Raw genomic sequence first — 19,550 nt, forward strand, 5'->3', positions numbered from 1 at the left:
TAACATAAATATAGGTTTTTTTCCACTGGATTTTCACTTTACATTTTCCTGAACCGCTGATAACGATGTTCCAGAAGTTCCTCCGGTTCTTTACCGCTGTATTTTTCAAGAAAGTCTGCAATTCCATTTTCCAGACAGCCGGCTACATCTTCCATATTCTCCCGACTTACCGGTTCTGTTTCCGGAATTACGTGCTCTATCATTCCCATCTCACAGAGATCTGCTGCTGTCAGTTTCATCACTTCAGCTGCTTCCTTTGCTTTTTTGCTGTCTTTCCAGAGAATGGATGCAAAGCCTTCCGGGGAAAGAATGGAATAAACCGAATGCTCCAGCATCCATACTTCGTCTGAAACTGCAAATGCAAGGGCACCGCCACTTCCGCCTTCTCCGATCACAATGGAAAGCACCGGGACGGTAAGACCTGCCAGTGTGTAGAGATTTTTTGCGATGGCTTCTCCCTGTCCTCGCTCTTCTGCTTCCAGTCCGCAGAAAGCACCGGGAGTATCCACCAGACAGATCACCGGGCGATGGAATTTCTCAGCCTGCTGCATAAGACGTAAGGATTTCCAGTAACCTTCCGGGGAAACCATTCCGAAATTCCGGGCTATGTTTTCTTTCGTTCCTTCGCCTTTTTCCTGGGCAAGGACTGTTACCGGATGACCATGAAAGAAAGCCACACCGCCGATTACCGCTGCATCATCACCGCAGTGGCGGTCGCCGTGAAATTCTATAAAATCATCAAAGAGGGCTTCGATATAGTCTTTTCCGGTTGGACGGGTCTTGGCTCTGGCGAGCTGAACATGCTCCCATGGAGTGAAGCTACCGGATGGGATAAATTTCGGCCATACAGTATTCCCGTTACTTTTGTCTGATATATGCGATTCAGCTACCTTGGATGTACTGGAATTTTGCCCTTTATTCTCATGCAATTTCAAAATATCTGCCAGCACGATCCTCTGATCATCACGTTCCACGATCTTATCAATAAATCCATGCTCCAGAAGAAACTCCGCTTTCTGGAATCCTTTTGGAAGCTTCTGGCCGATAGTCTGCTCGATGACTCTCGGGCCGGCGAAACCAATGAGAGCTTTCGGCTCTGCCAGAATGATATCTCCCAGCATAGCAAAGCTTGCGGTTACACCACCTGTTGTAGGATCTGTGAGAACCGGAACATAGAGAAGTCCTGCATCGCTGTGCTTGCGAAGTGCCATGCTTGTTTTTGCCATCTGCATCAGGGATACAAGTCCCTCCTGCATTCTGGCACCGCCGGAACAGATGTAGAGGATCACTGGAAGCTTTTCTTCTGTGGCACGCTCAAACACACGGGTGATTTTTTCTCCTACTACTTCTCCCATACTGGACATCATGAAACGGCAGTCGCAGACACCTAAAGCCACAGATATCCCTTTTATGGTACACTTACCAGTTACAACAGCTTCGTTAAGCCCTGTTTTCTCCTGAAGTGCACGGAGCTTTTCCTCGTATCCTCTGTACTGAAGAGGATTCTGTTCCTCCATCTCGGCATCCCATTCCACAAAGCTCTTTCTGTCTGCAATCATTTTGATCCGTCTGTATGCAGGCATATGAAAATAATTGCCACAATGAGGACAGATATAATGATTCTGTTTTACCTCATCTACAAAAACCGCTGCTTTGCAGGCATTGCATTTTCGCATCAGGTTATCCGGCACTTCGGGCGTATTTTCACGCTCCTCACCGCGGATATCCATGACTGTTTTTTTGAACATGTGCTTAATTCTCATTAATCTTCACTCCTGCAATGGTATGGCTGGCAAGAAAGCCAGTGTCAAAGTTTCCGGACTGATAATCCTCATTTTTTAAAATTTCATACTGATAGTCAATGTTTGTATCAATTCCGTCAATGATCACTTCCCCAAGTGCACTCTGCATTTTTGCAATGGCATCCCGGCGATTATCTGCATGGACAATAAGCTTGGCAAGCATGGAATCATAGTACGGCGGAATCTTACAGCCGTTGTATACACAGGTATCCACACGGATTCCGTTTCCCCCCGGAAAATGTGCACCTTTGATCTTTCCAGGTGACGGACGGAAATTTTTCTGCGGATTCTCTGCATTGATCCTGCATTCAATTGCATGTCCCATAATACGGACATTATCCTGAGTGATCCCAAGCGGCATTCCGGATGCGATCTTCAGCTGTTCTTTTACAAGATCGATTCCTGTAACCCACTCTGTTACCGGATGTTCAACCTGGATCCTTGTATTCATTTCCATAAACCAGAACTTTCCGTCAGGCTCCAGAAGGAATTCGATAGTTCCGGCATTTACATAACCTGCTGCTTTGGCTGCTGTCACTGCTGCGTGGCCCATTTTTTCTCTCAGCTCATCGGATACTGCAGCACTTGGGGATTCCTCGATCATCTTCTGGTGATTTCTCTGGATGGAACAGTCACGCTCTCCCAGGTGGATCACATTTCCCTGGCTGTCTGCAAGGATCTGAAACTCGATATGCCTTGGATTTACCACAAAATGTTCGATGTACATAGTACCGTCGCCAAAAGCGATCTCGGATTCTTTTCTGGCTGTTGCATAGGCCTCCGGAAATTCTTCCGGCGTATTTGCCACACGCATACCTTTTCCGCCGCCTCCGAGAGCCGCCTTGATGATTACAGGATAACCGATTCGCTCAGCTTCCTTAAGACCTGTCTCAATATCATCCACAGAGCCTTCACTTCCCGGAACTACAGGAACTCCTGCAGCTATCATTGTGCTTCTTGCAATCTGTTTGTTGCCAAGCATACGGATTACTTTTGATGGCGGACCTACGAAAGTGATGCCGCATTTTTCACAGAGTTCTGCAAATCTGGCATTTTCAGAAAGAAAGCCAAAGCCCGGATGAATGGCATCCGCACCGGAAACCATGGTTGCACTGATGATCTGTTCCATGTTCAGATAGCTTTGTGCGGAAGGGCCCGGGCCAATGCAGATCGCTTCATCTGCCAGCTGTGTATGGAGACTTTCCTCATCTGCCTCAGAATAAACGGCCACTGTTGCAATTCCCATTTCCCTGCAGGCACGGATAATACGCACCGCAATCTCGCCTCTGTTGGCGATCAGTAACTTTCGAATCATACAATCACCTTACCCGATCATAAATGTAAGCTCTGCCTCTACAGCAACTTCCCCGTCAACAGATGCCACCGCGGAGCCGATTCCTACAGGACCTTTTCTGCGGATGATCTTTGTCTCAAGACGAAGCTTATCTCCCGGAACTACCTTTCTGCGGAATTTGCATTTGTTGATGCCGCCAAAGTACGCTGTTTTTCCCTTCATATCCTCCAGGGAAAGAATGGCAACTGCACCTACCTGTGCCAGTGCTTCTACCATAAGGACTCCCGGCATTACCGGCTCCTGTGGAAAATGTCCTCTGAAAAAATCCTCGCGGAAAGTTACACATTTATATCCTGCCGCAAACTCGCCTGGTTCATAGTCTTCAATATAATCTACAAGGAGAAACGGATGTCTGTGTGGGATGATCTCCTCGATCTGTTTTACATCAAGATGTTTCATTTATTTATCCTCCTGAAAAGCTTCGGTGAAGCGTGCTGACCGAAGATCATTGCATATTTCATCCGCAGCTGTATCTGTTCTTTATCTGTAATTTTTATTTAATGCGAAAAAGTTTCTGTCCGTATTCCACAGGCTTTCCATTCTCCACATAGATCTCTGCAATTTCTCCATCGAAATCACTTTCGATCTCATTCATCAGTTTCATGGCCTCCACGATTGCAAGAACCTGACCTTTTTTCACCTTATCTCCTACCTGTACATAAGGAGGTAGATCCTGGGATGGAGCCGCATAGAAGGTTCCTACCAGAGGGGATGTTACCAGGCTTCCGGACTGATCAGAAGCAGCCTCGGACGGAGCTGATGTATCTGTTACGGTTTCTGACTGACTCTTACTTTCCTGCACAGCAGATGCTGACTGGTTGTTCTGCGCTTCTGTATTCACCTGGTCTGCCGTCTTCTGAACTGCCCTGCGGACTTTTCCACCTGTCATTCCTGCTGCCGGGATATTTTCCACTGCTTCACCCATAACACCCTGGATGATCTGTGGTTTTCCATGCTCCATTGTCAGTGTCAGATCATCTGTCTCATATGTAAAAGCGGTAAGCTCTGATGCTGATACATGATCGATCAGCTCAAGGATCTGGTTAAACTCCATTTTCAGTCCTCCTCATACTTCTTCACAAGCAATGTTCCGTTGTGGCCGCCAAAACCAAGGGAATTACTCATTGCATAACGTACTTCCTGACTGGCAGGCGCACCAATCATATAGTTGAGATCCAGCTCTTCCTCTGTCTCTTTCGTTCCCACTGTCTGGTGGATAAAGCCGTCCAGAATGGATTTCACACACACAATAAACTCAACAGCTCCGGCTGCTCCCAGAAGATGTCCCACCATGGATTTTGTGGAGTTGATCTTCACATTTTTTGCAGCATCTTTGAACGCAAGCTTGATAGCTCTTGTCTCAAAAAGATCGTTATGATGTGTTCCGGTTCCGTGTGCATTAATGTAGTCAACTTCCTCAGGTGCAACTCCCGCCTCTTTCATGGCGTTTTCCATAGCGCGTGCTGCTCCGCTTCCGTCCTCTGCCGGAGAAGTAATGTGAAATGCGTCTGCTGTTGCACCGTAGCCAACAACCTCTGCAAGAATATTGGCATTTCTTTTTTTCGCATGCTCAAGCTCTTCCAGAACCACAATGCCGGCACCTTCGCCCATAACAAAACCGCCTCTGTCCTTATCAAAAGGAATGGATGCACGCAGCGGATCTTCGCTTGTGGAGAGGGCTGTCAGACTTGAAAATCCTGCGATTCCGATGGGGCAGATCGCGCCTTCTGTTCCACCTGCAAGCATTACATCTGCATCCCCGTACTGGATCGCACGGAAAGCATCTCCGATACAGTGGGTTCCTGTTGCACATGCAGTTACAACGTTAGTACATTTTCCTTTTGCACCGGTTGCAATGGAAACATTTCCTGCTGCCATGTTTGTGATCATTTTCGGAACAAGAAGTGGATCAACTCTTGACGGGCCTTTTTCCACAAGCTTCTTCTCATTAAGCTCTGTTGCCTGAAGGCTTCCCACACCGGAACCGATGATCACGCCTACCATGTACGGATCTTCCTCCTCCATCTTAAGGCCTGCATTTTCCACAGCTTCCAGAGCAGCTACTACTGCATACTGGGAAAAAGGCTCCATTCTTCTGGCTGTTCTCGGGTCCATACGGTCTTTTGCCACAAAATCCTTCAGCTCCGCTGCCAGTGTTGCCTTATATCCTGTTGTATCAAAACGGGTGATCGGCCCGATTCCTACTTTTCCTTCTTTTACTCCGTTCCAGAAGCTTTTCACATCATTTCCAATAGGTGTTACTGCGCCAAGTCCTGTTACTACTACTCGTCTTTTCATCCTCAACTCTCCTCTACATTGCCATTCCGCCGTCTACACTGAGCACCTGTCCTGTGATATAACGTGCACCGTCAGATGCCAGAAATGCTGCTGCTTTTGCCACATCTTCTGTTGTTCCCATTTTTCCCATTGGAATAGATGCCGCGATATTTTCTTTTACTTTGTCAGAAAGCACGTCTGTCATATCTGTTTTAATAAATCCCGGGGCAATGGCGTTTACGGTGATTCCTCTGGATGCAAGCTCTTTTGCAGCGGATTTTGTCAGACCGATGATTCCTGCTTTTGAGGCTGCGTAGTTGGCCTGTCCTGCGTTTCCGTGGAGACCTACTACAGACGCAAGGCTGATGATCCGGCCGCTTCGCTGTCTCAGCATCATTCTGGACACATGTCGGATACAGTTGAACGCACCTTTCAGATTCACATCAATTACTCTGGAAAAGTCTTCTTCACTCATCTTCATGAGAAGTCCGTCTTTTGTGATTCCCGCATTGTTTACCAGGATATCGACTCTTCCATATCTTTCTGCAATAACCTTGAAAAAAGTCTCACACGCATTAAAATCTGCCACGTTGCACTGCATCACATCTGCCTGTCCGCCAGCTGCCTCAATCTCTTTTTTGGTCTCTTCTGCCTTGTCTGCTGAACCATTATAATTGATCACTACAATATTTCCTGCTTTTGCAAGTTCCATGGCAATGGCTTTTCCGATTCCACGCGCACCGCCTGTTACTACTGCGATTTTTTTATCTGACATATGAATTCCTTTCTGGGCGATTATCTTCATCCGATTTCCTGGCAGACTTTTTCTGCGTCTTCTACTGTCTGGATATTATATACTTTTACATTCCTGTTGATCTTTCTCATGAATCCGGCAAGAGTTCTTCCTGGTCCGATCTCTACAAATGTATCAACTCCCTGGCTGATCATATTTTCTACACTCTGCTGCCAGCGAACAGAAGAAGCGATCTGTTCTTCCAGAAATGCTTTTGTCTCTGCTGAATCTTCCACATACTCTGCTGTTACATTTGTGACATATGGGATCTGAAGGGGATGAAGAGTGACATTTTCCAGAACCTTACCCAGCTCTTTTCCTGCTTCTTTCAGCATTGCAGAATGGAAAGGACCGCTGACATTTAACGGGATTACTCTTCTTCCACCTGCTTCTTTCAGTTTTTCGGAAGCTTCACTGACTGCCTGGGCAAGTCCTGTGATCACGATCTGTCCCGGACAGTTATAATTGGCAATGCTCACATCCGGAATATCTGAGATCACTTCCTCGATCTTCTCTGTTTCCATTCCCATTACAGCTGCCATGCTGCCCTGTCCTGCCGGAACAGCCTGCTCCATAAGGATTCCTCTTTTTCTTACCGTTGTAATGGCATCTTTCAGATCCATGCCGCCTGCTGCTTCAATGGCGCAGTATTCACCAAGGCTTAACCCTGCTGTCACATCCGGGTGAAGTCCCATTTCTTCTACCACTTTTTCCATTGCAAGACAGGTTGTGACAAGTGCCGCCTGTGTATACTCAGTAAGGTCAAGTTTATCATTCTCCTCAAAGCAGAGAGCTTTCATGTCAAGATCCAGCCACTCACTGGCTGAATCAAAAACCTTTTTTGCTGTGTCATATTTTTCATAAAAATCTTTTCCCATACCAGCTTTCTGTGCGCCCTGGCCCGGAAAGATAAATGCTATTTTTCCCATTTGCTTATTCCTCCACAAGAAAAGCGTGTTTTTTTACAGCTTCCTTCGTTTCCGCGATCAGTCTCGTCATAAGCTCTTTACAGGTCGGCACATCTTTCACCATTCCTGCGATCTGGCCGGACATGACGCTTCCTGTTTTTACATCACCATCTACAACAGCCTTGCGAAGTCCGCCAAGTGTGAGCATCTCAAGCTCCTCAAAAGATGCTCCTGCTGCTTCTTTTTCCAGATATTCTTTTGTCATCGGATTTCTTAAAGTACGTACCGGATGGCCTGTGGTACGGCCGGTTACTCTTGTATCGATATCTTTTGCTTTCAGAAGGAACTGCTTGTAATTCTCATGGACATTACATTCCTCAGTTGCTACGAAACGTGTTCCCATCTGTACACCTTCTGCTCCCAGCATAAAGGCTGCCGCGATTCCGCGGCCGTCTGCGATTCCGCCTGCTGCGATCACCGGGATCTGTACTGCATCAACAACCTGTGGCACCAGTGCCATTGTTGTTGTCTCTCCGATATGTCCGCCTGACTCCGTTCCCTCTGCCACAACAGCATCTGCACCACAGCGTTCCATTCTTCTTGCAAGAGCTACTGATGCAACCACCGGAATAACTTTTACTCCGGCTGTTTTCCATGCTTCCATGTATTTCTCAGGACTTCCGGCGCCGGTTGTTACCACCTTGATTCCTTCTTCTACTACAATCTTTGCAACCTCATCTGCACTTGGGCTCATAAGCATGATGTTTACACCAAAAGGCTTGTCTGTCAGCTTTTTTGCCTCGCGGATCTGCTCGCGAACCCATTCAGCCGGTGCATTGGCTGCTGCGATCAGCCCAAGACCGCCAGCCTCAGATACAGCAGCTGCAATATGATGATCTGCTACCCAGGCCATACCGCCCTGAATGACAGGATATTCAATACCAAGTAATTCTGTGATTCTCGTTTTCATTTTTTACCTCCGGGAAATTAATACTCAATCAAACTCGCTCCATATGTCAATCCACCGCCGAAGCCTGCAAGTACCAGCTTATCGCCTCTCTGCAGTTTTCCGCTTTTTTTCACCTCATCCAGAAGGATCAGAAGACTTGCTGATGAGGTATTTCCGTATTCATCCATATTCATGGGAAACTTGGAAATGTCTTCTCCTATTCGCCTTGCTGCTGAGCGGATGATCCGCTCGTTTGCCTGATGAAGAAGATAATATCGAATGTCCTCACATGGAACTTTTTCTCTGGAAAGAAGATTTTTTACTGCCTCCGGAACTTTCGAAACTGCGAAGGTAAAAACTTCTTTTCCATTCATTTGTATGTAGGTTTCTTTTGCTTTGGGATCTGTTTCGTATTGGATCTGGTTTCTGCTTCGTAATGTAAGCGCACCGCCTTTTTTTCCAATGGACTGTGTTACCTGAGCATATTTGCCGCCTTCTTCTGCTTTCAGTACAACTGCTCCTGCTCCATCCCCAAAAAGGATGCAGGTGCCTCGATCTGTCCAGTCCGTTAAACCGGATAATTTCTCTGCACCGATCACAAGTGCTGTCTGATAAATTCCCTGGGACAGATAAGCCTGTGCTGTGTTTAATGCCAGAAGAGATCCTGTACAAGCTCCGTTCAGATCGAAACAGGTAGCATTTTCTGCGCCAAGTTTTTCCTGCACTCCGCATGCCACACAAGGCATGATCTCAGTTGGTGAGATGGTCGCTACAATAATAAGGTCGATCTCCTCTGCCTTCATATCTGCATCTTCCAGTGCTCTCTGTGCTGCCCTTGATGCCATTGTCACAGTATCTTCATTTTCTTCCGCAATGTGTCTCTGCACCACTCCGGTTCTTTCCCGGATCCATTCATCACTGGTGTCCACCATCCTGGCCAGATCGTTGTTGTCCCATACTTTCGGCGGTGCCCAGGAACCTGTTCCACATATTTTACCTGTCATATTTCTCTCCATAATCTTTGCTGCTGTTCTCTAGATTATATTTTGCTTTAAAATATTTTGATTATCAAATTATATCATCATAAAAGTATTTGTCAAGAAGAAATGTTATAGTAACCTTTGGTATGAGCTGCGTTATCGCATTATTTAACCGGCTTTTCATAAAATAACAGCTGCCGCAGACGTGGAGTATTAAACTCCACTGCCTGACAGGCAGCTGTTATTTACATTGTCTGTATAAACCAAACTACAACAATCTCCACAACCAGTATCACCGGAACACCGACTGCAAATTTAGGTTTTCTCGTTTTATGATGGAAAAACTGCATCCCTAAGATCGCTCCGGCACTGCCGCCGATGAGGGCACTGAGAAGAAGGGTTTTCTCCGGGATCCGCCAGAGATTCCGACGGGCTTTTTGTTTATCGATGCCGAATAATACGAAGGCCAGGATGTTGACGGCCAATAGATAATAATATATGTAATCGTTCATGATTTTCCCCTTCCTCTTATAGTTTAATAATCAGCACCGGTATTGGCGGATCATTGGGACGATTTGCATATTCTGACTGGATAACCAGATATTTATGCGGATCCAGCTGCCGGATAAAATCCAGCATAGCGTCCCGCTCCTGAAATCCGGTGTCCCCGCCGCTGTAGATACACAATGTCATAAGGCCACCCTTTTTCAACAGGCGAAGACCAGCTTCCACAGCTTTTTTGCTGCTGTCAGCCTTAGTTGCAATGGAATGATCCCCACCAGGAAGATAACCCAGATTAAAGGTGATGCAGGATACGGTATCCGGTTTTGCATAGTTCATCATATTTTCGTGTGAATCCAGGAACAGCTGATAATTCTCAGGGCAGCCATCCTTCAAAAGCCGTTCCGCAGTATGCTCCAGTGCCTGCTTCTGAATGTCAAAAGCAATCACATGACCCTTCTCTCCTGCAAGCCTGCTCAGAAGTGCAGTATCATTCCCGTTTCCCATCGTTGCATCAATACAGATATCCCCCGGCATTACCTGCTGCCTGATAAAATGCTGAGTATATGCTGTGATCTGAAGATTTTTCATAATGAATCCTTTCTTTTCCTGCAAAGTCACTACCACCAGCTCTGCTGCGAGTTTGAGATCGTTCCAATCAGGCACATCCATCCCCTGTCGAAAACTTCCATAAATAAAACAGACCTTCAAACGAATAGCTTCTGTCTCTACAGTTCATGATAATACGGGCAGATATCCTCATAATGTCCGTCCTTCATACGGAATCCCTTCGGGATCACGCCAAGCTGCACGAAGCCAAGTCTCTCATAAAGATGTCTTGCATGAACATTACATGCCACGACCGCATTAAACTGCAAAACTCCAAAGCCGTGCTCTTTTCCCTGCACCAGACAGTCTGACACCAGTTTTTCTCCGATATGAAGACCCCTGGAATCTCTGCTTACTGCATAACTGGCGTTGCAGATATGGCCGCATCTTCCTATATTATTGGGATGAAGAATATAAAGGCCATAAACCTTTCCGCTTTCCTTATCTACAGCCGCAGCTGTATATGTCTGCTCCGCAAAAAAATTTCTTCCTGTTTCTTCATTCAGATATTCTTCCTGCGGAAAAGCCACGCCATCTTCTACAACCTCATTCCAGATCCGGATCAGGTCCGAAAGATCTTTTTCCTCGTATTTTCTTACTGTAATATTCACAATAACTTCTCCTCTCGCATTTCTGCAAAGCACACAGCAAAACAGTCATTTGCATTTTATTTCCCCTCTTCTACATTCACATAAGCAGCTCCACATTCCGCCCGTCACGCCACAGTACACCTTCATCAGTCAGATTCCTGATCTCTCGCATCATGGCACTGCGGTCCACACTCAAGTACTGAGCCAGCGCAGTATATGACATCGGCAGTTTAAACTTCCCGGTATTCTTCTCTGCGGCCAGTGAATGAAGATACGCCATCAGTTTTTTTCTGGTGCTGGACCTGGAAAGCATATAGATACGGTCCGTCTGCTGTCTGGAGCGAAGTGCGATCATCTGCAGAAGATTGCTGACCATCTGACTGTGATGATGACAGGCATTTTCACATCGCTTGATCACGTGCTCATAATCAATAAACATCACCTTCGTATCCGTAGTGGCACACACATAATAATGCTGGGAATCTGCCGGAAGCAAAAAAGGCTCTCCAAACACGCTGTCTCTGTTCAGTTCATCGATCACATACTCATTCCCGTCTTCATCACAGCAGTAAAGAACTGCCCGTCCCTCCTGGATCAGACCGATTTTTTTCATGGAGCTGGAATATTCCATGATCGTCTCCCCATTCTGGAAAAAAGCCTCCCGGACTTTGAAACAGACACGCATTCTTTCCTGCTCTTCGGGCAGAATATCCGTAAATAATGTGATATGCTCCATAGCTTCTTTTCCCCATCCTTCCCCATGTTATCTGCTCATGATTTTATACCAGCATATCTGAAATGTAAAGATAAAGCGGTTCATTCCATGAATGACATCACGCTCTGTATTACTGTTCACTCCGTGGCCAGCAGTACACTTCGCAATGCACCGAAATCACAAGCATTTTATAAAACATTATCTGGAAAACACGCTGTAATAATCCCCTGGAAAAATGTTTATTTTAATAATGACATTTATATATTTTTCCATATTTTGTTGTATTTGCAACAGAATTATTATGGTAAATCTGTTATATTTTTATCAAAGTTAAGGACAAACAAAACAGCCACTCACATAAATCCACCATAGAAAGAAAAGAGGTATTGCTCATGAAAATCACAGATACTATCAAATATGTAGGCGTAAACGATCACCAGATTGACCTTTTCGAAGGCCAGTACAAAGTTCCAAACGGTATGTCCTACAACTCCTACGTGATCCTGGACGAAAAAACTGCTGTCATGGATACAGTAGATGCCAATTTTACCCACGAATGGCTTGATAACATCCAGCAGGTTCTGGGTGATCGCAAACCGGATTATCTTATTGTCCAGCACATGGAACCGGACCACGCAGCCAACATCGCAAACTTCATGAAAGCTTATCCGGACACCACAATTGTTTCCAACAAAAAAGCATTCGGCATGATGCAGAACTTCTTTGACCTGGATCTGGAAGGCCAGAAAATTATAGTAGATAACGGTGGAAGCCTTTCCCTTGGCAAGCATAACCTGACCTTCGTGTTTGCACCAATGGTACACTGGCCGGAGGTTATGGTCACATATGACAGCACAGAAAAGGTACTTTTTTCCGCAGACGGATTCGGAAAATTCGGTGCTCTTGACGTTGAGGAGCCATGGGATGATGAGGCAAGAAGATATTACATCGGCATCGTAGGAAAATACGGCGTGCAGGTTCAGAACCTTCTTAAAATAGCTGCAACTCTGGATATCCAGACTATCTGCCCGCTCCACGGCCCGGTACTCAATGAAAACCTTGGCCACTACATCAGTCTCTATGATACCTGGTCTTCCTACACACCGGAGGATGACGGAATCGTGATTGCCTACACTTCCGTATACGGCCACACAAAAACCGCAGTTTTGCAGCTTGCCGACAAATTCCGCAGCAAAGGATGTCCAAATGTCCTTGTCTACGACCTTGCAAGAGATGACATGTCCCAGGCACTAAGTGATGCTTTCCGCTACTCCAAGCTGGTACTGGCAACAACCACTTACAATGCAAGCATTTATCCGTTTATGAATGATTTTATCACCAGACTTGTGGAGCACAATTTCCAGAACCGTACAGTCGGACTTATTGAAAACGGAACCTGGGCACCGCTTGCAGCCAAAGTTATGAAGGAAATGCTTTCCAAATGCAAAAAGATCAACTGGCTGAACACCACCGTCAAGATCATGTCTGCTGTAAACGAGGAGAACCGTAAACAGATAGAAGCAATGGCTGACGAGCTCTGCCAGGAGTACATTGCCAAAAACGATGATCTTGCAAATAAGAATGATATGACTGCACTGTTCCGCATCGGCTACGGCCTCTATGTGGTGACATCCAATGACGGCAAAAAAGACAACGGTCTCATCGTCAACACGGTTACACAGCTCACAGACAATCCGTACCGCGTTGCTGTCAATATCAACAAAGCCAACTATTCCCATCATGTGATCCAGCAGACTGGTATCATGAATGTAAACTGCCTGTCTGTGGATGCTCCGTTCTCTGTTTTTGAACAGTTCGGATTCCAGTCCGGCAGAAGCGTGGATAAATTTGCTGGCCAGAAAGTGAACCACTCTGACAATGGACTTGTGTTCCTGGATAAATATATCAACGCATTTATGTCCCTGAAGGTAGAGAATTATGTGGATCTTGGCACTCACGGAATGTTCATCTGCAGCGTAACTGAAGCCCGCGTTATGAGCGATCAGGAAACCATGACTTACACCTACTATCAGAAACACGTAAAACCGCAGCCACAGACCGAAGGCAAAAAAGGCTGGGTATGCAAAGTCTGCGGATATATTTACGAAGGCGATGAACTTCCGGAAGATATCATCTGCCCACTGTGTAAGCACGGAGCTGTGGATTTTGAGCCGATCGAAGGATAAAACAAAATCCTTCCAAACTGATTCTATCAGGTTACAACTCCCTTGTTTTTACAAATTATAAACCGCAAAAAGACAGGTTGCACAATGTGATCAATATCACAGCGAACCTGTCTTTTCTGCGTTTCCATATTATTTCATCAATCGGATAACCTGCTCCACAGTATCTGCCATATTCTGCTTTGCATTTTCATTTTTCATGGCTTCTTCCAGTGTTACCACACCGCGGAGGATTGGGAAGAAGGCATCAATTCCCGCATCATTGCATGCTCTTGCATCACGCTGTACTGCACCTGCAAAAGCAATGACCTTTTTGCCATGCTTCTTTGCAAGCTTTGCAACACCTACAGGTGCTTTTCCCATAGCTGTCTGTCCGTCCATTCGCCCTTCACCTGTGATCACAAGATCCGCGTCCTTGATATACTCTTCAAGTTTTGTCTCATCAAGAACAATATTGATTCCTGATTCCAGAACTGCATCTGTAAATGTAAGGAAAGCGAATCCCATTCCACCGGCAGCTCCTGTTCCCGGATATTTGGGATCTGCTTTCGGGAAACGGTCTTTTGCAAGCTCTGCATATGCACCGAGCCACTGGTCCATATCTTTGATCATCTCCGGTGTCGCACCTTTCTGCGGACCGTAAATAGCACTGCAGCCAAGCTCTCCGCAAAGCGGATTTGTTACGTCGCAGGCAACGCGGAATTTACATTCTGCAAGCTCCGGAATCACATAGGCATCTGTGATCTCTGCAATGTCTTTGAGGCCACGGGCTCCTGGAAGAACCTGTTTTCCGTCTTTATCAAGGAATGCATAGCCAAGTGCCTGAAGCATTCCCACACCGCCGTCATTTGTAGCACTTCCGCCGATACCTACAATAAATCTGCGGCAGCCTTTTTCGATAGCATCCTTGATAACCTCACCTACACCGTAAGTTGTGGTGTAAAGAGGGTTTCTCTTCTCATCCGGAACCTGTGTGATTCCTGCGGCTCCTGCCATCTCGATAACTGCTGTTTTTGTGCTCTCGATAATTCCATACTCACAGATCACCGGCTCACCAAGAGGTCCTGTAACTTTAACATGCTCTGTTTTTCCGTTCATTCCTGCAACAAGAGCCTCCACAGTACCCTCACCACCATCTGCCAGCGGTCTTACCTGAACCTCTGCGTTGGCATCCACGCGATGGATTCCCTCTGCTGCTGCAAAACCTGCTTCCATGGATGTCATGCTTCCTTTAAAAGAATCGATTGCTGTAACTACCTTCATTATTTATTCCTCCTGTGAGATTTTTTCCATAAAACAGACTTCTCATTCCCTGCCCGCGCTTCACATCAGCAGTGAGCGAATGTCTATTTGCATTCAACCTTTTTTCTGTTCTTATCATAATAAATTCGGAAATAAATGTATATGTTATATATGCTATATTCTTTATATATTTCTATATTTTATTGTTATATATAACATAACAAAATTGAAGTTTTGAACTCCATATGATATACTTTCCAAAAGAAATCAAGGAGGTTCCCTATGATCACACACATCAGCCATACCCTCGCCCAGCAGATCGTCAACACCATTAAAGACGTCTGCAGCTATGATATCAATTTCATCAATCCCTCCGGCACTATTATCGCCAGTACCAATTCTGCCCGAATCGGAACCTTTCATGAAATCGGACGAAAGGCTGCTGCCACGGGCGTTACAATCGAAGTGGCTGAATCCGAAAATTTTACCGGGACACGGCAGGGAATCAATATGCCCCTTTATCATGAGAACAACCTTCTCGCCGTGATCGGTATCACCGGCTCACCGGAAAAAGTGCGCAAATATGCTTTTCTGGCCCAGCGCATTACCAGCCTTCTGATCCGTGAGCAGGAACTGAACCAGTACAGCCAGCATCAGGCAGATAAGAAGCATTTTGTCATCAGTTCCCTGCTCCATGGCGATTCCCAGAACCCGGAATATCTTCTGAAATGTCTCAGAGAATTTCAGATTGATCCCGACACACCCAAGCGGCTGATCCTGATACGGATATATTCCGATACAGTGCATTCCGCACAGGCCCGCTCTACTGAAAATGCATCTGTTGATGTAAAAACGAATACTGATTTTTCCCTTCCAGAGCATCATATTCGAAATCTTTTCATAGATACAGGAATCACGCTGTACACCTTTCGCTACCCGGGCGATTACCTGGCTGTCGCAGACAGTTCCCGTTTCTCTGAGATCTCCGGGAAGCTGCGCCGTTTTACTGAAAAGCATAGCGATACTCTGTCCATTGCAGTGGGAAAATCTGTGCCTCTGCATCAGCTCAGTATTTCTCTGACAACGGCTGAAACTGCCCTTCGCAGTCTGCAGTTTCCAGCAGCCGGCAATTACACTGACGAAAGCATAATAGAACATTACGTACTGTTTGACAATCTCACTCTGGAAATCATTCTTTCCTCTGTATCACCGGAAGACCGTAAAGAATTTGCCGGAAAAACTATACTCCACCTCTCTGACAACGAAAAAGAACTTCTTCGCACCTATTTTTCCCTGGAAATGTCACTGGCCGACACTGCGGAAAAGCTTTTTCTCCATAAAAATACTCTCCAATATAAATTAAACCACATTTATAAAAAATGTGGTCTTAATCCCCGGAAATTCCGGGACGCTGTTCTGTTGTACCTGGCATTGGAGATGGAGTAAGTCCTCTGATCCTCCAATATCACCTTATCCGGAAACTACTCTCCTTCTCCAGCGGGATTTCCTTAGACTCGATTCCTTCGATCTCCACATAATTCTGCTGGGAAAGCCTCTCAACCATCTCCCGGATCTCCTCTCTGGTTCCCTGAACCTCCATCTCCACGCGATCATCCCAAAGATTCCGCACCCATCCGGTCACTCCCATATCCTGCGCGATATAAAAAGAGCGGTAACGAAATCCAACTCCCTGAACTCTTCCTGAAAAGTAAAAATGTTTTCGAATTTTTTCCATCTGACACCTCATATTCTTCTGTCACGTATATTCCGTCTCAATCTCCACCCAACATATCCCGGCATCACAGCTGTCCACCGGAATACTCTACGTTAATTGAATAAAAGCATTCGCTACGCAACTCTACATCGAATAACCTGCTTTGCAGTTTATTCGATTATATAATACTCTGCCTTAAGTTGTAAAGTTATAACTACTTGGAAATCAGACTTATCTGCGCTATAATAATTCCATCAGATTACTATAGCAATTTCAGAAATTGTAATTATTCAGGAGGTAAATATTATGAACGAAAGCATCAAAAATCTTCTGGAGCGCAGAAGTATCCGCGCTTATAAGAAGGACCTTGTTCCTCAGGAAACTCTGGATCTGATCCTGACAGCCGGTGAATATTCCCCAAGCGGTATGGGACAGCAGAGCACTCTTATGGTCGTAACACAGGACCCTGACCTCGTAGCAAAGCTTTCCAGAATGAACGCTGCTGTCATGGGCAGCAAAGCTGATCCATTCTACGGTGCTCCGACTGTTATCATTGTTTTTTCAGACAGCAAAATGGGTACATGTGTTGAGAATGGCAGCCTTGTAATGGGAAATCTTATGAACGCGGCTCATGCACTTGATGTTGATTCCTGCTGGATCCACCGCGCAAGAGAAGTTTTTGATTCCGAAGAAGGAAAAGAACTTAAGAAACAGTGGGGCGTTCCGGAAGAGTATGTTGGCATCGGCCACTGTGTTCTGGGATACCGTGACTGCGAGTATCCGGATGCAAAGCCTCGTAAAGAGGGATTTGTGATCCGCGTTTAATTCAACCGCTTTCCAAGTCAGGCGGATATTCACTCTTTGTCTGATCCAATCGAACATAACAAAAAAATCTGGCAGAACAGCCCTTATCATACGTGTCATTACGTATCCGGTAACAATTCTGCCAGATTTTTATTTTCACTTATTTCAACGCCTTATCCTTATATTTTGAGATCTCCTCGAGATATTTTTTTCCAAGGGCACTGATATTAACACCTTTTCTTGCGATATAGCCAATAGTCATGATCTCATCAGAATCCAGTTTCACAGCACAGTAATCAGAACCGTTGAGATCCTCGCAGATAATTCCTGAACACAGCGTGTAACCGTTAAGTCCTACCATCAGATTCAGCATAGTCGCTCTGTCATCTGCTTTGATCAGACGTTTATATTCGTAAGTACTTAAAACCTCCTCTGCAAAATAAAAGGAATTATTTCCTCCCTGTTCAAAAGACAGACAAGGATATTCTTTCAGTTCTTCCAGAGTTATCATCTCTCGTTTTGCCAGCGGATGGCCTTTCCACATATAAACATAGATGCTGCAATTCAGAAGCTCGTGAAACTCCAGGCCATATTCATGAAACATCTTCGTCAGAACCTTTCGGTTGAAATCATTGACGTAAAGAATTCCGATCTCACTTTTAAAGTCACGTACATCTTCGATCACCTGATAGGTCTTTGTCTCATGAACTGCGAATTCATATTCATCCATTCCAAACTGCTTCACCAGCTCCACAAAAGCATTCACTGCAAATGTATAGTGCTGCATGGAAACACTGAACTTCTTTCGTGACTGCTCCTTGGAAATATATTTGGCTTCCATCAGTTTATACTGTTCAACCACCTGTCTCGCATATCCCAGAAATTCTTCCCCTGCCGGTGTCACTGCAATTCCTCTGTTTGTTCTCCGGAATATCTCAACCCCAGTCTCTGCTTCCAGTTCCCTGATCGCTGTGGAAAGACTGGGCTGGGAAATATAAAGGCTTTTAGCTGCCTCATTCATAGAGCCTGCTTTTGCGATCTCAATCGTATATCTAAGCTGTGCCAGCGTCATCTGTCAACCTCCCTGCTGCCATGTTTGGTAATTTACGCTTATTATTTAAGGTAATTCTTATCTACATATCCTTCTTTTCCAAGTTTGGGAACGTATACATACCAGTAGGTACTGTCTTTTTTCTCAATGATCTCCACCTGATCGCCTGTATTTAACTGTGCAATCTCATTATTTTTGTCATAAGCTTTCGCATTCCGCAATGCCAGATAGCCTTTTTCCACCTGGACGGTCATTGTCGGATACGTAACTTCTGAACCACCGGTGATATAGTTTTTGTCCACATATCCTGTTTTATCAAGCAGCGGAGAATACACATACCAGTAATTGCTGTCGCTGGTATCCTTCACCTGTACCGTGTCACCTGTATTTAACTGACCGATCTCATTGCTGTCATTATAGGCAGGCTTATTTCGAAGAGCCAGATAACCTTTCTCTACCTTCACTGTCCACAAACCGCTGTTATAAATGTATCGGTTATCCACATATCCGCATTTATCAAGCTTCGGAGAATATACATACCAGTAAGTAGAATCACTGCTATCTTTTACAAGGACAGTATCACCTGTGTTCAGACGGCCGATCTCATTACTGTCATTATAGGCTGCTGTGTTTCTAAGAGCCAGATAACCGCTTTTTACTTTTACAGTCCAGGAATCATTGGATGTGGATTCACTTTCCACCGCTTTGATATAATTCCTGTCCACATATCCGGACTTATCAAGCTTCGGCGAATATGCATACCAGTAAGTAGAATCCTTCCTGTCTGTAACCTCAACCAGATCTCCGGTATTCAGCTGGCCAATCTCATTGCTCTTGTCAAAAGCTTTCTCACTTCGAAGAGCCAGATAACCACTCTTTACATTCACCTGAAAAGTCGTTCCTGCTGCTGCGTGTGTCCTCTGTGTTGTCATCATAAATGCCGTCGCAAAAATAAATACAAAAAGTGCCAGGCATTTCACTGTTTTTATGAATGACAGATAAGTTTTTTTCTCCATAGACATGCCGTTACTGAAAACTTATAAAAAGTTATAAACTTCTATGTTTCATTCCTACTTCA

The 19,550-nt window shown here is 45.3% G+C and carries 20 protein-coding genes; 3 read left to right on the forward strand and 17 right to left on the reverse strand.

Annotated elements, in window-relative coordinates; all coding sequences use genetic code 11:
- Positions 1 to 38: 38 nt before the first annotated feature.
- The 13 genes from HFM85_RS09355 to HFM85_RS09415 form a co-directional block, all read right to left on the reverse strand.
- The gene (locus tag HFM85_RS09355) at positions 39 to 1,763 is read right to left on the reverse strand and encodes an acetyl-CoA carboxylase carboxyltransferase subunit alpha (protein ID WP_173737954.1); all 1,725 of its coding nucleotides are present in this window, start codon (positions 1,761 to 1,763) and stop codon (positions 39 to 41) included.
- A complete protein-coding gene (gene accC, locus HFM85_RS09360; RefSeq protein ID WP_119239258.1) occupies positions 1,753 to 3,117 on the reverse strand; it encodes an acetyl-CoA carboxylase biotin carboxylase subunit in 1,365 nt (454 codons plus the stop codon). The genes HFM85_RS09355 and accC overlap by 11 nt, the downstream gene beginning before the upstream one ends.
- 9 nt (positions 3,118 to 3,126) lie before the next feature.
- On the reverse strand, positions 3,127 to 3,555 hold the full coding sequence (fabZ, locus tag HFM85_RS09365; protein ID WP_173737955.1) for a 3-hydroxyacyl-ACP dehydratase FabZ: 429 nt from the start codon (positions 3,553 to 3,555) through the stop codon (positions 3,127 to 3,129).
- 94 nt (positions 3,556 to 3,649) lie between these two features.
- Entirely contained in the window at positions 3,650 to 4,210 is a 561-nt protein-coding gene (gene accB / locus HFM85_RS09370) for an acetyl-CoA carboxylase biotin carboxyl carrier protein (RefSeq protein WP_173737956.1), read from the reverse strand.
- Positions 4,211 to 4,212: 2 nt separating this feature from the next.
- Complete coding sequence (gene fabF / locus HFM85_RS09375; protein WP_173737957.1) at positions 4,213 to 5,454, reverse strand: beta-ketoacyl-ACP synthase II; 1,242 nt, start codon at positions 5,452 to 5,454, stop codon at positions 4,213 to 4,215.
- 13 nt (positions 5,455 to 5,467) lie between these two features.
- The gene (fabG, locus tag HFM85_RS09380; RefSeq protein WP_173737958.1) at positions 5,468 to 6,208 is read right to left on the reverse strand and encodes a 3-oxoacyl-[acyl-carrier-protein] reductase; all 741 of its coding nucleotides are present in this window, start codon (positions 6,206 to 6,208) and stop codon (positions 5,468 to 5,470) included.
- Positions 6,209 to 6,234: 26 nt separating this feature from the next.
- Positions 6,235 to 7,155, reverse strand: a complete 921-nt coding sequence (gene fabD / locus HFM85_RS09385; RefSeq protein ID WP_173737959.1) for an ACP S-malonyltransferase — start codon at positions 7,153 to 7,155, stop codon at positions 6,235 to 6,237.
- Between the two features lie 4 nt (positions 7,156 to 7,159).
- Positions 7,160 to 8,104: an enoyl-[acyl-carrier-protein] reductase FabK gene (gene fabK, locus HFM85_RS09390; RefSeq protein ID WP_119239253.1), complete on the reverse strand. Its 945-nt coding sequence runs from the start codon at positions 8,102 to 8,104 to the stop codon at positions 7,160 to 7,162.
- Positions 8,105 to 8,121: 17 nt separating this feature from the next.
- Positions 8,122 to 9,087 (reverse strand): beta-ketoacyl-ACP synthase III, encoded by a 966-nt coding sequence (locus tag HFM85_RS09395; RefSeq protein ID WP_173737960.1) that lies wholly within the window; start codon positions 9,085 to 9,087, stop codon positions 8,122 to 8,124.
- Between the two features lie 221 nt (positions 9,088 to 9,308).
- Positions 9,309 to 9,575 carry a DUF1294 domain-containing protein gene (locus HFM85_RS09400; protein ID WP_173737961.1) on the reverse strand — a complete coding sequence of 89 codons (267 nt, stop codon included), beginning with the start codon at positions 9,573 to 9,575 and terminating at the stop codon, positions 9,309 to 9,311.
- 16 nt (positions 9,576 to 9,591) lie between these two features.
- Positions 9,592 to 10,155 (reverse strand): class I SAM-dependent methyltransferase, encoded by a 564-nt coding sequence (locus HFM85_RS09405; RefSeq protein ID WP_173737977.1) that lies wholly within the window; start codon positions 10,153 to 10,155, stop codon positions 9,592 to 9,594.
- 137 nt (positions 10,156 to 10,292) lie between these two features.
- The gene (locus tag HFM85_RS09410) at positions 10,293 to 10,784 is read right to left on the reverse strand and encodes a GNAT family N-acetyltransferase (protein WP_173737962.1); all 492 of its coding nucleotides are present in this window, start codon (positions 10,782 to 10,784) and stop codon (positions 10,293 to 10,295) included.
- 76 nt (positions 10,785 to 10,860) lie between these two features.
- Complete coding sequence (locus HFM85_RS09415) at positions 10,861 to 11,499, reverse strand: Crp/Fnr family transcriptional regulator (protein WP_119239250.1); 639 nt, start codon at positions 11,497 to 11,499, stop codon at positions 10,861 to 10,863.
- A 371-nt stretch (positions 11,500 to 11,870) separates the two neighbouring features.
- Between HFM85_RS09415 and HFM85_RS09420 the strand changes: the two genes are divergently transcribed.
- Positions 11,871 to 13,664, forward strand: coding sequence for a flavin reductase (locus tag HFM85_RS09420; RefSeq protein ID WP_173737963.1), 1,794 nt, complete (start codon positions 11,871 to 11,873; stop codon positions 13,662 to 13,664).
- A 129-nt stretch (positions 13,665 to 13,793) separates the two neighbouring features.
- Here the strand turns inward: HFM85_RS09420 and HFM85_RS09425 are convergent, their stop codons facing one another.
- Positions 13,794 to 14,924 carry a glycerate kinase family protein gene (locus HFM85_RS09425; protein WP_173737964.1) on the reverse strand — a complete coding sequence of 377 codons (1,131 nt, stop codon included), beginning with the start codon at positions 14,922 to 14,924 and terminating at the stop codon, positions 13,794 to 13,796.
- 261 nt (positions 14,925 to 15,185) lie between these two features.
- Here HFM85_RS09425 and HFM85_RS09430 point away from each other — a divergent pair, with 261 nt between their 5' ends.
- Complete coding sequence (locus HFM85_RS09430) at positions 15,186 to 16,349, forward strand: CdaR family transcriptional regulator (RefSeq protein ID WP_173737965.1); 1,164 nt, start codon at positions 15,186 to 15,188, stop codon at positions 16,347 to 16,349.
- A gap of 19 nt (positions 16,350 to 16,368) precedes the next feature.
- On the opposite strand, the gene HFM85_RS09435 is transcribed toward HFM85_RS09430, so the two are convergent.
- Positions 16,369 to 16,638, reverse strand: coding sequence for an acylphosphatase (locus HFM85_RS09435; RefSeq protein WP_119239247.1), 270 nt, complete (start codon positions 16,636 to 16,638; stop codon positions 16,369 to 16,371).
- 285 nt (positions 16,639 to 16,923) lie between these two features.
- On the opposite strand from HFM85_RS09435, the gene HFM85_RS09440 reads away from it, so the two are divergent.
- Entirely contained in the window at positions 16,924 to 17,442 is a 519-nt protein-coding gene (locus tag HFM85_RS09440) for a nitroreductase family protein (protein WP_173737966.1), read from the forward strand.
- A 139-nt stretch (positions 17,443 to 17,581) separates the two neighbouring features.
- Here HFM85_RS09440 and HFM85_RS09445 read toward each other — a convergent pair whose 3' ends face one another.
- Both HFM85_RS09445 and HFM85_RS09450 read right to left on the reverse strand, forming a co-directional pair.
- On the reverse strand, positions 17,582 to 18,493 hold the full coding sequence (locus HFM85_RS09445) for a LysR family transcriptional regulator (protein WP_173737967.1): 912 nt from the start codon (positions 18,491 to 18,493) through the stop codon (positions 17,582 to 17,584).
- Positions 18,494 to 18,534: 41 nt separating this feature from the next.
- A complete protein-coding gene (locus HFM85_RS09450; RefSeq protein WP_243251412.1) occupies positions 18,535 to 19,488 on the reverse strand; it encodes an SH3 domain-containing protein in 954 nt (317 codons plus the stop codon).
- Positions 19,489 to 19,550: the final 62 nt, after the last annotated feature.

The organism is Blautia schinkii (assembly GCF_013304825.1).
Taxonomy (GTDB): domain Bacteria; phylum Bacillota; class Clostridia; order Lachnospirales; family Lachnospiraceae; genus Blautia_A; species Blautia_A schinkii_B.